This window comes from Nostoc sp. (assembly GCF_036917575.1).
Taxonomy (GTDB): Bacteria; Cyanobacteriota; Cyanobacteriia; order Cyanobacteriales; family Nostocaceae; genus Nostoc.
In genome coordinates, this window is record NZ_JBALDC010000040.1 from 13,062 (window position 1) to 27,705 (window position 14,644).

Below are 14,644 nucleotides of genomic sequence, written 5' to 3' on the forward strand. Positions count from 1 at the left end.
GTATAGGGCATAAATTACTTGACTCCCTATTTCCAACTCTTGTACAGACGCGATTAATCGCGTCTCTCCTAATTCTTGGGGCGAAAATTCGGCAGTTCTACAGATGCCAATGACTTACGCCCCTTGGGTGGACGCTGGGGATAAACTACTGGTGAAGGTGAATTATCATCATTAGTGTTATCACCTAATGACTCTGAGGACAAATTACTTGCTGACAATTGTGAAACTTCTGACCAGTAGTCTTCAGTTTCTCCGACAGGCGTTTCGGTGTGAGATGGAGTCGAGGAAACTAGTAAGTCATTGGCTGGTGAAAGCATAGAATCCGTCCTCCAAGAAGTAGAGGTAGTTGCAGGAGGATTAATTTCTGCTTCCATCTGTACGTCCTGTGGATTTTTTAGTTCCTCATCGTCTTCTAAGATTGTTGCTAAAGTCTCCCAAATTGGAGCATCACTAACATCCGTTTTCGCAGCAGGTGGTGGTGATGTAGATGCAGGCTGGGAGGTAAAAAACATTTGGATTAAACTATCCAATTGCCGATCTAAATTTGATGAATCCGAAGGTGAAACCGCTTCAGTTGTATCTGGTGTATCTGGAGAATCATCAACTTTTGGAGATGATGGGGGTTGTGTTGGTGTTGGCGTGTCTTTATTAACTGTCCAGTTCCAAGCAGATGATGCCGATGTCGTAGGGGCTTCATTTTTTTGGAATGGGATTGGTGCTGAAGGTTCGCCCCAAGAATTATCTAAATCTTTACTCAAGGATTCTTCTTCTGCTGACCAAGGTTGAATTGGCTGGGCGTTAGAAAACAAAGACCGAGCTTTTCTAGAAAATCTTCCTTGGCTAGTAGTTATGTCTTTAGGATGTTTTGCAGCATCCTCTAAAGAGTCGTAGCTAGGAACCGATGTATCTAGACATTTTTCCAAAGCTGCTTTGAATTGCAGCGTCTGGCGTTGTTGTCGCATCAGTCTTGTACGTAACTCCCGACAAACATTTTCTGACTGCAATAACTGCTGAGATTGTTCGTTGTTATTAGTGTGTAGCAACGAACATTCTCGCTCTAACTGGGCAAGGCGTTGTTGGCTAATTTGTAGCTGTGCTTTATAAGTATCAGTAAAAATTTCCTGACGTTGAACAGTTTGTACAGCAGTTTCTAATTGTTGAAATAAAGATTTTATCTGTTCTTGAGCCGCAGCTAATTCCTGAGTATGTTGGTTGAGCATCGACTCACTAACGCTAGAACGCGTTTTCTGCCACTGCAAAACCTTTTCTGACTCGGCTAGGTTGTCTTTTAGCTGCTCTACTTGTTCATACAATTTATTGTTAGCCGCACTTAATTCTTCGTTCAATGCCAGCAATTTCTGAAATTCCGAGTCAATAAGTGCTTGTTTGCCGCTTTCAGGCTCTGCAACCCAGTCCTGCTGGGTAGTATCTTGTAAAAATTGTGTATCTTCAGCTGGCATGAGGAGTGGCAGTTTTTTAACTGTCATATTGTCATTAGGCACAACTGAGTAAAAGGGACAATTCGCCTGTTCTGATTGTGGCGAATTAGCAGAATTTAGGGATTCCATCACAGCCCCCTTGTTTGAGGTGTCAGCTTCGTTCATCACTCTTGACTCACCTGCTTAAAAATATTCAGCAGTGCTGGCATTAGCATTGCTTATCAACTCGTGTCTAATCAGGGTTTGCTCTAGAAGCTAAGTGTAACTCTCTCCAAGCACCAGTAATTAATTATCAATTGGTCTTCCCTATTTTGTATCTAGACTGATGCCGTTATAACACTATGATGCTCTTTCCCGTCAAGATAAAGCAAACAGAAAAAGAACTCGATCCGCCTTTGAGGATAGGCAACAGAGGGGAGAAATCCAATACGTTAAAAACTAAATTGCATTTGCTACTGGCTGATGAAATTTGTCTAGATCCAAAAACTGCTTTGGTTTATATTTTGGTCATAACCGCATCTGTCTTAAGACATAAATATAAAATGTCTCCTTCAATACATTTTTATACTGATTTATTTATTACTTAGGATAGATGTCCGTATAACTATCTACTATTAGATGATAATTCTGCGCTCCTAGACGATCGCTATTCAATGTCAGCAAACAACTAAGAGCTTCTGTAATGGCTCTAATATCATTAAAGCTTGACAATTGCGAATAAATACGTATAAAGCAATGTTGAAGAAGTAACAATGAGTCTAAGTTAATTAATAAAGCTTTTTTAAAGAGCAATCTCAAATCAGTAGAAGCTTTTTTATCCTTAAATACAGTCCCAGCAAGCAATTATAGTCTTAGTTAGTGAGAGACTTTTTCGATCAACTTGTCTTCAATGCATCAAGTTTGTTTAATGACTACAAGAAAATTGTTTAAAGTATACTTGACTGCTTCTGAATATTGTTTACATCGTGTATTTAATAACAATACAAACACTATAGTTAAGTGTAGATACGAATATCCTTTTTTATTATTTTATTAAAGAATAATTATTATGACCGAGTTTTCTACTAGAATAAAAGTAATAATAGAGACTATGGTTACTGGCAATTGATATTATTTTGTCACGAAGTAAAGCTTTGTGGCGGTTATGTTTGTCTAAAAAATACAAAATTAAAGTAGAGGTGCTAAAGATGACTGACGTACTTGCAATAAATGCAACAATCAAGCAAGAAGCTGTCCAATTCCCGATATTTGCAGAAAATTGTGACAGCTTTTGGGACAAAGAAATTAGACCCTTATTTACAGATGAGTCTCTATCTTTTAAGGTAAAAACTCTTAACGGAAACTATGTCAAGTACGTCAACTTGGATAATGGAGCTACAACCACACCCTTTGCAACCCTCAAGCAGTACGTGGATGAAATGCTTGATACCTATGGCAGTGTACATCGAGGTTCTGGGCAAAAGTCGATCATCACTACACGAGAATATGATGCCAGTCGGAACATTATTCGGGACTTTGTGGGATCATCTGCAAATAACTATGTAATCTTTGCGAAGAATACTACAGAAGCAATTAATGGAGCCGCCACACTTTGGGCAAAAAAACCTGGGAAAATCTTAGTTTCTGATATCGAGCATTCATCTAACCTGCTGCCTTGGGTTACTAGAGACGAAGTTGTGCAGTACAGAACGCAGCCAGATGGAAGTGTAAGTATTGCAGAAATTGAAGATATCTTTAAGGCACACCAAAATCTCCCCGAAGCCGAGCAAATTAAGTTAGTAACTATTACAGGTGCTTCCACAATTACAGGTTACAGACCGCCAATTTATGAAATCGCAGCTTTAGCACATCGGTATGGTGCAAAAATATTCGCTGATGTGTGTCAGTTAATTCAGCATGAACGAGTCGATATGCGTGCAGATGATGACCCATGTCATTTAGATTTTGTGGCTTTCTCTGGACACAAGATGTATGCCCCTTATGGAACCGGAGTTTTGCTAGGGCCAAAGGAATTTTTTGATAGCTCCTACCCTTATCAAATCGGGGGTGGAAATCTGCCTTATATCACCAGGAACCTGGAGATCAAGCGTTTTTATACAGAACGGGCCCATGACCCTGGAACACCAAACGCAATGGGTGCGATCGCCATTGCCAAGGCGATTGAAATTATCGAAGCAGTAGGGCGCGATCGCATTGCTAATTATGAACATTCTCTAGTTGACTTCACATTCACACGACTTCAAGCTATTTCTGGTGTAAAAGTACATATCCGAGGAGATAATTTAGCCCATGTTATTCCCTTGGATCTTGATGGGTTTGATGGACGCTTAGTAGCAGAAATTCTGGCACAGGAATATGGCATTGGCATTCGGGCTGGGGCTTTCTGCACTTATGAATACATTCGCAAACTCAAGAATATTTCAGACGAGCAAGACTGGGAAATTGCTCAGGAAGTAGACAGAGGAATTACACGCAATATTCCTAGTATTATCCGCGCCAGCTTTGCTGTATATAATACATTAGAAGATTGCGATCGCTTTATAGATGCGATCGCTCAAATAGCTAAAAACGGATTGGCTCATTATTTGCCCGATTACACACAAGATCAGATGACTGGTGTTTGGACAGCAATAAACAGCCAGTTTTTTTAAGGCATTGAAAGAGGCAGTACAGAGGGGAAAGACTGACTGCAACTTTTCCCCTGCTTCATTTTCTGTTTCTTAATTAGGAAGTACAAATTATAAGGAGGTAATAGCTTGAGCGATGAAAACCTCTTTGACCACGAGGATTATCTACAGGCACGGGTTGAACAGTGCATCTGGCAAAAAAGTACAGATGCAGGTATTTCGCGCCAGCGCTTTCTGAAAATACTAGCTACTATGGTTGGTGCAACAGCCATCGGAGGGTTAGCTAAACCTGCACTCGCTCACAGTCAGACAGTTGTTAAAACTAAAGGCAGTAAAATACTTAAGCCATTGCCACCAGGGTATATCTCTCATAGCAAAGGCACATTAGAAATGAACTGGGAAGCGATGTATGGGCGTGGCTATTTAGTACCAAATGATTGGTTCTATGTTCACAACCGTAGTACACCTCCCCCTTTTGACCCATCTAGATGGCGTTTGCAAATTCATGGAACTGGCGTTTCTGCCCCCTGTGAATTTACCTACGATGAAATCATCGCCATGCCATCGATTTCAGTCACTTGTGCTATTGAGTGTGCTGCCAATGGTCGGCGCTTCTTTGAAGAAGCTTACAACACCCCACTCCCTGGAACACGGTGGAGACTTGGGGCTATTGGTGTGGCTGAGTGGACTGGTGTACCACTTGGGATGTTATTAGAGCGAGCTGGACTGAAATCCACTGCAAAAGACGTACTCGTTGAGGGTGCAGATGTAGATTCACTGGACTCAAAACATAAATCCAAGTTCAGTAGCGTAGTTCCAATTAGCAAAGCATTAGCAGATAACTCCCTCGTCGTCTACGCCATGAATGGAGAACCATTACCTCCAGATCATGGTCAGCCGTGTCGTGTTTTGTTCCCTGGTTGGGGAGGAAACGCCAACGTTAAATGGATTGAGCGGATTGAGGTTTCCGAAACACCGATATATACACAGTGGGTAACAGAGCAGATGGTGCTGGTTGGTGCAGATTATCCAGCGATCGCACCGTATAAAGGTAAGCTGATTACCTATCAAAATGTTAAGAGTGCTTTTGAGTTGGCTTGGCCCGCTACGCTTTCTGCTCGAACCCACTTACTACGTGGACGTTCTTGGTCTGGAAAAGGAAAAATTATCCGTGTAGAAGTCAGTTTAGATGGCGGCAAAACTTGGCAATTTGCACGACTGAGAGAACCAAATTTTCCATTTGCGTGGGTACGCTGGGACATTGAATGGAACCCACTTCCTGGGGAATATTTTCTCCAGGCTCGTGCTACTGACAATTTAGGTAATACACAACCAACTACTGTTCCGTGGAATGACTGTGGATTGCTCTATGGAGGTGTTGTTAGCCATCCGGTGACAGTACAAGGTTAATCACACCAAATCAATTCTCTAGAAAAATAATTATTTATGATTGATTTTAGTTGGTTGATTTTAATCAGTGGGGGTTTAATATCTGGAGTCATAGCTGGACTTTTAGGAATAGGTGGCGGTATTATCACAATTCCTCTTTTAGTCACACTAGGTTATACTCCTGTTCAAGCGATCGCAACTAGTAGCCTTGCTATTGTGATTACTTCAATTTCTGGAAGTTTACAGAATTGGTGGATGGGCTACTTTGACTTTAAACGAGTAATTTATTTGGGAATTCCAGCTTTTTTAACTACTGGAATAGGCGTATATTTCGCCAATAAAATACCATCTTATATAATACTTTTTACATTTGGCATCATACTACTTGCTAATATCTATCTGATTGAGCTTCGCAAGCAACTATCCTTCCAGGGAATTGAGAATACAGCACCAGTATTTAACCCATTAGTTTCTAAAATTGGCACTGGGGGAGCAGCAGGAATTTTAGCAGGTTTATTCGGTTTAGGTGGCGGTACGATTATGGTTCCACTGCAAATGCTGCTACTGGGAGAAGAAATTAAAGTAGCAATTCAGACTAGTTTGGGCGTGATTGTCATCACTGCTTTAGCTGCCTGCACAGGTCATACATTAGAAGGAAATATTCTGTTTGTTCAAGGTATAGTTTTGGGATGTGGCGGTCTTTTAGGGGTTCAGATGAGTACTCGCACATTGCCTAAACTGCCAGATTCCACCGTGAGTTTAGTGCTTCGCATTTTCTTAGGAATACTATCAATTTATATTTTTTGGCAAGCTTGGACAAATTATCAACAAATAATTACTAATTCGTAATTCGTAATTCGTAATTCTTATAATTACAGCAGGTTTAATTTATTTTAACCACATACCTTGTAGGAAAATTCCTAGTCCAAGACTGGGAACGAGGCAACCTAAATTTGATGTTTGTAGTGGTGTCCATCCTAAAGTTATTGCTACTCGTAATTACGAACTACGAATTAATTATTCGCTCAAGGTAGCCACCGGGGATGAAATCCGGCTAAGGGGAGTTGTTCTGGTCTAATTTCAACAGTCGCAGCATCGGCGATGGGTAACAGAGGCATTAACCACAGGCTACTGGTAGCAATAACATCTCCGTCATCGGTTTTCAAAGTATTTGCGGGTAATGATGCTGTTGTGTTTGTCTGCGGTACTACTTGGTCAAATAACAAGCCCAAACCGTCGGCAGATAAACTCATTTGCACATTCCGTTGAGCCGGAGGCAGTACTAACAGTGGTTTCTGTTGCCCAGTTTTCAAATCAATTGCTACCACATAGGGCTGTTCTATGTATTGTTCCTTGGATACTAGCTGTGTTAGCAAGCAATAGAGGGTGGGTGAAGCGATGTCAAATTGGCAACTGAGAATTGAGCCTGTTGTTTTTAATAGCTGTTTCTGTACACCTTGGTTTGTCACCAAAAATAAATCCCGCGTGTAATCTGTATTAAACTTTACCATCGCTGCTTGAGAGCCATCTTTGGAGAAAGCCTGTACCAAACCAAACTGCGGCAGAAAATCCAGGGGTTTACTAGCATCACCTTGCAGTGGTAAAATCGCTGCTCCCTGTCCTTGGGCAACTGCTACAGCTTTACTATCTGGTGTCACCATAAAGTCTCCCCCTGGTTGGCTTTTTAGACGTTTCGGGGTGGGTTTTTCTGCTGAACCATCAGTGATTGCTGGCATAAACCATAGTCCAAAGTCGCCAGGATTAGTTTTATTTCCCCTCTGGATGACAATAGTTTGCCCATCAGGTGATAAGTCAAATTTCAGGTTTTGATAATCTTTACTATCTAAAGTTAGGTCAACTTTGCCTTCTGATTCTGCTTTTTGTCCAGATTTAGCAGAAACGCCTGTTGTCACCGTATACAGTTTGGCTGAAAGTAAGTCTTGATTGTTTGCGGCGCGAGCAGAAAATAAAATTTTCTCCCCATCAGGAAATGACTCAAAGTCGATTACTATCAGGTCTTTGGGGGTAAGTACCCTTTTTTGCTCTTGGGTTAAGTTATAAAGAACTAACCGTCCCTGTTCTTCTTTATCGGTTCCGATGTAAAGAATAACGCGATCGCGTGTCCGAAAGCTACCTGTAAAAGGCTGTATGACACGATTTTTGCCTTCTTGCTCCGCAAACTTATCTTTAGCTCCCTGTAACTGCACTTTATAATTTGTGCCATAAGGTGCTGGTGTTATCAGTGTATAAACCATCCGCCGCCCTGCCCAACTGAATTTACCTGCTAAGGGTGGCTCGATTTTCAAGTTATCCTCGACGCTTTTTACTTCCATTGGGCGGCTGAAGGTGAGGGTGAAAGAATTATCTTCTGCCCCAATTTGTTGATTTTGCCAGGTAAATTCCCGGACACGAGCAGTTACCACATCACCTTGCAAGATGATTAACCCAATCACCACACTCAGCAGTAGCATTAGTGCGATCGCTATACGATCCAGTGGTTGGATAAATGCTTTAGATTTAGTCATTAGTCATTTGTTATTAGTCATTTGTCATTAGTCATTTGTCATCAACAAACAACTAATAACTATAAGGATTTTGGGGTTGAGGAATCTTTTTGAGAGAGGTAGCGGCAATGGTAAGTTGGCGTTTACCTGCCAAATTTTCTGTTACCATTTGTCCTTCTACTTCCAGCCAGGTATCAGCAGAGTAAGGCTCTTGATTATTTGGGAGTTTAACGGGCAATCCCACTGGGTAAGCATCTGCTGCACAGCAAGTTAAGACAAATCGAGCTAAAAACAAATATTCTTTTCCTATATCCGGGGGATGGATGACAAATCCCTGCACCTTGACTTTTTGTCCTGTATATGTGTCTGGCTCTGGATAGACATTAACAGTGCGTACCCAGTCTACAAGCGATCGCTCCTCTGGACGAACAGTAGCCCGAAAGGCTTGAGGTTTGACACGTGTGCTTCCCAATAAATCAGCCGTCACCCCCCTTTGGAGTGCTTTATCACTGGCAAAAACTTGCGGTGTAATAATAAAACCTAGAATCGCTGTAGTCAACAACAAAGTACTGCCCCAACCAGGGGGAAATAAACTAATATGCGGAGCGTTTGGCGTCACATCACGGCGACGACGTTGCCAAAGTTCCTGCATCTTGAAGAAACCAATAACAATCAAGCTGATACCAGTCACAACTACGAACCAAATGTAATTTGGATGAATTAACAGGTTCAGCTTGTTAGTTAGCCAATATCTCAACATCAAAGTGCCCCAAGCTGTAATTGCTAGAGCATCGAGCCAAGGGAGTAATAAATTTGGGATTCTAGATTTGGGATTTTTGTTAGTCATTGGTCATTAGTCATCGGTCATTAGTCATTGGTTATTAACAATGGACTAATGACAAATAATTTTTTAAAAGACGTGCAAGTTTAGGAAAAGTGTAAACACAAATGTTAATTGTGCTGCTAAAGCAAATAAGTAAAAAACTGTTTTGGGTTTAAAAATGGATAACATCAAACCAATACCTTTGATGTCAATCATTGGGCCAAACACTAGAAATGCCAACAATGAACCACTGCTAAAGGTTGAGGCAAAAGATAGGGCAAAGAAAGAATCAACTGTAGAACAAATTGACACGACTACCGCTAATATCAGCATGACCACAATTGAGGTAATCGGCCCAGCACCCAAACTGAGAATTAATTCACGGGGAGCTAGGACTTGAATCGCAGCAGCGATCGCACTTCCAAGAACCATGACTCCGCCGAGTTCTCGGAATTCTTGGATGCTATTATCCACAACTAAGCGCAGTTTTGCTGCTAGCGGTTTATTGGAAGTAGAGACTGTAGTAGGTGGTATGAAATTAGCATCTATCCGTAGAGGTATACCTGCTTTTCCTCCTAAGATATAAGTCCCAGATTGCAAGAGATTTGGTATTGTTGCTTCCTCTTGTGCTTGGTAAGTTTTACCACGGCGTTTGGTTTCAGGCTGCGCGGGTGGATTAAACTTCATATAACGAGCGATCGCAGGTTGGATTATGGGATTTAAATCCTTTTGAAAACTGAAAACATACCCGATAATTGTGGCAATTGCTAAGGAAAATACGACTCTTAAGACCACTATTTCTGGCTGATCTCGAAATGCTGTCCAAGTTGACCAAATTACAATTGGGTTAATTGTTGGTGCTGCTAGCAAAAAACCAATTGCCACTGGTGTGGGTACTCCTTGAATCAGGAATCGCCGCGCTACCGGTACATTCCCACACTCACACACCGGAAATAAAAAGCCGATCGCGCTGCCAACTAAAGCACCCAGCAACGGATTTTTGGGCATTTTTTCTACTAGTTTGCGCTCATCAACAAAAAATAGCAGCAAACTGGAGAATAAAACCCCAAGAAGCAAAAAAGGCATCGCCTCGACTAGCAGACTTAAAAATAGCGTAAAACCATTGTTCAATTGATTCATGGGCGTCGCAGTCAAAAGCGGTTTTTAGTTTTAGGGTTCTGCTTAGTCATTCTATCGAAATGGGGATCAAAAGCAGTTCGGGAAAATTAAACATCATTTATGTAGCAAGTTATCCTATTTACAAATAACGCTTGAGCGCTACAAACCTTGATTTCACAAAATTTCGTGACTTTTAACTGAGTGTATTTACTAACAATGACCATTTCTAAGATTGTCTAAGTTCAGAAATTGTTCCCATCTAGAGAGCAAGTAACTGCACAGATGATTTGAAATTACCTATGTTTATACTTACAGTAATTTGCTGGATAAAATATTAGTTCGGCTGTATTTTCATCAAGTATTCACAGTTCTTCAAAATTTGGGGTAGGCGTAGCCCGTCGTAGACATCGCTGTTGGTTGCTACCATGATTGATTTTGACTAGTTCTAGCAAAATTTGATTTGAGCTTTGGTTGATTTTTTACTACAAAAATTTTAAAAAGGCAAGACCAAAGTTTAGCAGATACAGGAAATGATTGGGGAAATATTTTGGCATTAGCGATCGCCTGAATTTCTGCATAATATAAAAAGTTGAGTGATGGCGAGTCAATCAGCCTTAAAAAGAGTGTAAAAATAATATCCCCGACTTCTGAAAAGAAATCGGGGATATAGTCTACTTTTTGACGATTATTTTTGATTACGTTTTGTGGGAATCCCCCAAATCTTGATTTGTCGATCAAATCCACCACTGGCAAGAATTTTACCATTTGGACTAAAAGCGATCGCGCTTACCCAGTCTGAATGTCCATTCAGTGTATTTATTAACTCGCCTGTAGTTAAATTCCACAACTTAATCCCATCTCTGCCGGCACTAGCAAGAGTTTGTCCATCGGGATTAAGGGCGATCGCATTTACCCAGTTATTATGTCCTGTAAAAGTGCGGACTAATTCTCCAGTATTAATATTCCACAGTTTTATGGTGCGATCGTGGCTAGCACTAATTAATGTTTGTCCATCTGGCGTAAAGGTTACAGCACTAATAACATCGGAATGAGCTGCCAATTGACTGATTAATTTACCAGTACTCAAGTTCCACAGCTTGATTACACCCTTATTATCACCGCTAGCCAAGGTCTGTCCATCAGGACTGATAGCTAAAGTATAAATCGAATTATCAAAGCGTACTATAGTCCCTAGAGGACGCTGCTGTAGCAAATCCCAGAGACGAATCCCATCTAAAGCTCCACTGACGAGAACTTTACTATCAGGAGACACCGCTAAAGATAATACGTTACTGGTATGTCCGACAAAAGAGCGGCTAAATTTTAAATTTTTCAGGTTCCAGAGGTTAATTGTATCGTCATCGCTACAACTAATCAGGGTTTGCCCATCTGGTGAAATTACTAAAGATTCTACGGCTTCTTTGTGTGCTTTGTTAATAGTCGCTAACTTTTTACCCTTTGCTAAATTCCACAGGCGAATTATACCTTCGTTTTCTGCACCTCCGCTCACAAGAATTCTGCTATCTGGAGTGAAAGCAAGGGATTTAATGGTTCCGTTATGTCCGATGAGTGTGTAAAGCAGTTGAGCATTAGCAAAGTTGGTATTAGCTGGGAAGTTTGGCGTTACTTCAATAGCAGCATGAGCTTGATGAATATAAAACCCTTCCCAAGTAATCACTGGAAGGGCCACAGCTGCCATAAATGCCAGGATAATATCTGGTCGCAGAAATTTACCGCCACCTCTTCCCTCACTACTCACTCTTTTTCCTCACTTTTATAAATACAGTTAAACCCAATAAATTTTGCAGAGTTATTTAAGTAATAACTCTGCATATCTTAAAGAGGTGGTTTTTTCTTAGAAACGCTTAACATTGGTAAAGGCGCAGTAGAAGAAGAACGAGAGGGCAAATAATGTTGCACTACAGGCTCCTCTGGTAAAATACGACGCTGCTGAAAACGCCACAACTTAAAGCCTAGCGCTATCCCTGCCGTTCCCAAACCAAAAGCAAACAACGACCAGCTATCATTCAATCCGCCAATCATAGCATCCATAACACCCATCGTTATCAATACACTGATTAGTGGCTCTTTTCGGTAGGTTGACTTCAAAAAACGAGGTAATACAGCATTCATCACAGCTTGGTTAGTTCCAGTTCACCTTTTGTGTATATTTACCAAGAATACCTCACCCATAATTTGCCTTTCTCATTCAAGGCAGACACTAATTCATGATTGTTTTTAGTAGGGGGAGGAAATTTACTCATTAATCGCCTTGCATATACTAGCTGCAAGTCTATGATATTTTGATTGCTAATAAATATTTAAATTCCTCTCTTACTTACATTCTAGGGCAGTTATTTATGAATAAGTTTAATTAATCTATTTAGGGCGAAGTACTCCGCTATCAATATATTGAAGTTAAAACCAACTGGTTGTTCCAGCTGGTTGAAACTCTTTTAATTACTAGCTTACAACTTCAAGATCGTGCTTGTTGATGGCATTACTTCAGACCCAGCCATGATAGCACCCCTTGATTGCTTGTATATTCAATCACCAGCAGCAAACCAAAGCCAATCATTGCAGCTCGACCATTCAAGCGTTCGGCATATTCGTTAAAGCCAAACTTAGGCTCTTCTAGTTTAGGTGTAATTGTTGGTTGTGTTTGTGTCATGTTTTTCAGAAACCTTTTTTTGGCAGACGGGACTTGATATCAGACTTCTGGTAGAAGTCAAGGAATGTAGGTATAATTACTACTTACTTTTCATGGTATCTGAAAAACTTCTCTCTAAATCTCTCTTTTTAAAAGAGAGAGTTTGAATTTTTACAGATGACATAAAAAGTCAGGATAGCTTAAAAGTTAATTGCAGTGCTTGAATGCCAAAATGACTTGATAAATTCAGCAAGAGCCTCCTACTAATCCACCACATCAACTTTGGTAGATGAATAACTTTGTAGTAAAAACTTTAGCCCTCGTTACGAACTCCGCAAGGTTGGCTTAATACAATACTAGTAGTAAGCTGTATACAATCGTTTTTTTAATAAATTGTTACTATTATTTATATATTGTATAAATACTGGGGCAATAGTCAAGGGTAAGAGTTTGGGCTACTCAGATTGAATTGAGAAAGTTAGAACAGAAGTTAGGTATTTCTAATCCAGCTATCTCTAATACGGAACTAACAAGATGGAAGTAGCAAGCTTGAAATTGGAAGGCTACAGTTAAACAAAAAAAATTATCTGAGGCGATATATGGAAATCGGCGTTCCCAAGGAAAATAAGGATCAAGAGTTTCGGGTAGGGTTAAGTCCTTCTAGCGTGCGGGTGCTGCGAGAAAATGGTCATAGCATCTGTGTCGAGACGCAAGCAGGTAATGGTGCTGGATTTTCTGATGATGATTATAGAGTTGCTGGAGCCGAGATTGTCCCTACATCAGAAATGGCTTGGAATCGGGAATTGGTTGTTAAAGTCAAAGAGCCTCTGACCTCTGAGTATAAATTTTTGCAAAAAGGGCAGATATTATTTACCTATTTACATTTAGCAGCCGATCGCAAATTGACAGAGCATTTAATTGATTGTGGCACTTGTGCGATCGCTTACGAAACTGTAGAACAACCTGGTGCTAACAGATTACCTTTACTCACTCCCATGAGCGTAATTGCTGGTCGGCTAGCAGTACAATTTGGGGCCAGATTCTTAGAACGTCAACAAGGTGGTAGAGGTGTACTTTTGGGCGGTGTGCCTGGAGTTAAACCAGGCAAAGTAGTAATTTTAGGTGGCGGTGTTGTCGGCACAGAAGCAGCTAAAATTGCTGTAGGCATGGGTGCGAACGTACAGATTTTAGATGTGAGTGTCGAGCGCTTATCTTATTTAGAAACACTCTTTGGCTCTAGAGTCGAATTGCTTTACAGCAACTCTGCTCATATTGAAGCCGCAGTCATTGAAGCCGATTTGCTTATTGGTGCAGTTTTAGTGTTAGGACGTAGAGCGCCTATACTAGTATCTCGCGAATTTGTCAAGCAAATGCGTCCTGGTTCGGTAATAGTTGATGTTGCCGTTGACCAAGGCGGTTGCATAGAAACCTTACACCCTACATCCCACACAAATCCGGTATACCTTGAAGAGGGTGTGGTGCATTATGGCGTTCCTAATATGCCAGGAGCAGTACCTTGGACAGCAACTCAGGCACTTAATAATAGTACATTACCTTATGTTGTCCAGTTGGCGAATTTTGGAATTTTAGCACTGGAAGTTAACCCAGTATTAGCTAAAGGTGTGAATGTGCAGAATCATCGCTTAGTGCATCCTGCTGTGCAAGAAGTGTTCCCTGATTTGATAAATTAAGGTGTGCAAGAATTAGGCGATCGCTTATTTTAATGGTGGTAGCGATCGGTAACTAGACTAATTTTCTTGCCAAATGCGCGGATGGGTAGGTGTACAAAATCAGAAGGCGTAAAAAAAGCTGTACGCTCCATCTATACAAGACTTTGAGGGCAATGGTACTTTCAACCCATCCGCGCACCTTATGGGGACTGGTTTTCAGCGATTTGTATCTTGTAATATTACTATTCCCTGTGTTATGATTCGTTCATTCGCGCAACTGAACCTTGAAAACCAAATACAGCAGCGCTTTCAGAAGCCAGCGATTGCAATTAACTAAAATCCCTATTAGGGATTGAAACTCTTTAATGTCATCCTTGAAGACCAGACAGGGATAATTGCAATTAACTAAAATCCCTATTAGGG

General features: G+C 40.8%; 11 protein-coding genes and 1 CRISPR repeat array (1 of these 12 running past the window's edge). Of the genes, 4 read left to right on the top strand and 7 right to left on the bottom strand.

Annotated elements, in window-relative coordinates; translation table 11 throughout:
• Positions 1 to 68: 68 nt before the first annotated feature.
• Positions 69 to 1,604, bottom strand: coding sequence for a hypothetical protein (locus V7K79_RS09905; RefSeq protein WP_335047178.1), 1,536 nt, complete (start codon positions 1,602 to 1,604; stop codon positions 69 to 71).
• A 1,022-nt stretch (positions 1,605 to 2,626) separates the two neighbouring features.
• Between V7K79_RS09905 and V7K79_RS09910 the strand changes: the two genes are divergently transcribed.
• The 3 genes from V7K79_RS09910 to V7K79_RS09920 all read left to right on the top strand — a co-directional run bounded on the left by V7K79_RS09910 (position 2,627) and on the right by V7K79_RS09920 (position 6,304).
• Complete coding sequence (locus V7K79_RS09910; protein WP_335047078.1) at positions 2,627 to 4,090, top strand: aminotransferase class V-fold PLP-dependent enzyme; 1,464 nt, start codon at positions 2,627 to 2,629, stop codon at positions 4,088 to 4,090.
• A gap of 105 nt (positions 4,091 to 4,195) precedes the next feature.
• A complete protein-coding gene (locus tag V7K79_RS09915) occupies positions 4,196 to 5,476 on the top strand; it encodes a sulfite oxidase (RefSeq protein ID WP_335047080.1) in 1,281 nt (426 codons plus the stop codon).
• A gap of 36 nt (positions 5,477 to 5,512) precedes the next feature.
• Positions 5,513 to 6,304 (top strand): sulfite exporter TauE/SafE family protein, encoded by a 792-nt coding sequence (locus V7K79_RS09920; protein WP_335047082.1) that lies wholly within the window; start codon positions 5,513 to 5,515, stop codon positions 6,302 to 6,304.
• Positions 6,305 to 6,480: 176 nt separating this feature from the next.
• Here V7K79_RS09920 and V7K79_RS09925 read toward each other — a convergent pair whose 3' ends face one another.
• The 6 genes from V7K79_RS09925 to V7K79_RS09950 all read right to left on the bottom strand — a co-directional run bounded on the left by V7K79_RS09925 (position 6,481) and on the right by V7K79_RS09950 (position 12,572).
• On the bottom strand, positions 6,481 to 7,980 hold the full coding sequence (locus V7K79_RS09925; RefSeq protein WP_335047084.1) for an Ig-like domain-containing protein: 1,500 nt from the start codon (positions 7,978 to 7,980) through the stop codon (positions 6,481 to 6,483).
• Between the two features lie 52 nt (positions 7,981 to 8,032).
• Positions 8,033 to 8,806, bottom strand: coding sequence for a TIGR03943 family putative permease subunit (locus V7K79_RS09930; protein WP_335047085.1), 774 nt, complete (start codon positions 8,804 to 8,806; stop codon positions 8,033 to 8,035).
• A gap of 63 nt (positions 8,807 to 8,869) precedes the next feature.
• The gene (locus V7K79_RS09935) at positions 8,870 to 9,922 is read right to left on the bottom strand and encodes a permease (RefSeq protein ID WP_335047181.1); all 1,053 of its coding nucleotides are present in this window, start codon (positions 9,920 to 9,922) and stop codon (positions 8,870 to 8,872) included.
• Between the two features lie 664 nt (positions 9,923 to 10,586).
• Entirely contained in the window at positions 10,587 to 11,660 is a 1,074-nt protein-coding gene (locus tag V7K79_RS09940; RefSeq protein ID WP_335047086.1) for a WD40 repeat domain-containing protein, read from the bottom strand.
• Between the two features lie 77 nt (positions 11,661 to 11,737).
• Positions 11,738 to 12,034, bottom strand: a complete 297-nt coding sequence (locus V7K79_RS09945; protein WP_335047182.1) for a hypothetical protein — start codon at positions 12,032 to 12,034, stop codon at positions 11,738 to 11,740.
• 367 nt (positions 12,035 to 12,401) lie between these two features.
• Positions 12,402 to 12,572 carry a hypothetical protein gene (locus V7K79_RS09950; protein WP_199784633.1) on the bottom strand — a complete coding sequence of 57 codons (171 nt, stop codon included), beginning with the start codon at positions 12,570 to 12,572 and terminating at the stop codon, positions 12,402 to 12,404.
• A 578-nt stretch (positions 12,573 to 13,150) separates the two neighbouring features.
• Between V7K79_RS09950 and ald the strand changes: the two genes are divergently transcribed.
• A complete protein-coding gene (ald, locus tag V7K79_RS09955; protein ID WP_335047088.1) occupies positions 13,151 to 14,242 on the top strand; it encodes an alanine dehydrogenase in 1,092 nt (363 codons plus the stop codon).
• Positions 14,243 to 14,543: 301 nt separating this feature from the next.
• Positions 14,544 to 14,644: a CRISPR direct-repeat array (repeat unit 37 nt; unit sequence ATTGCAATTAACTAAAATCCCTATTAGGGATTGAAAC); it runs 506 nt beyond the window's last position.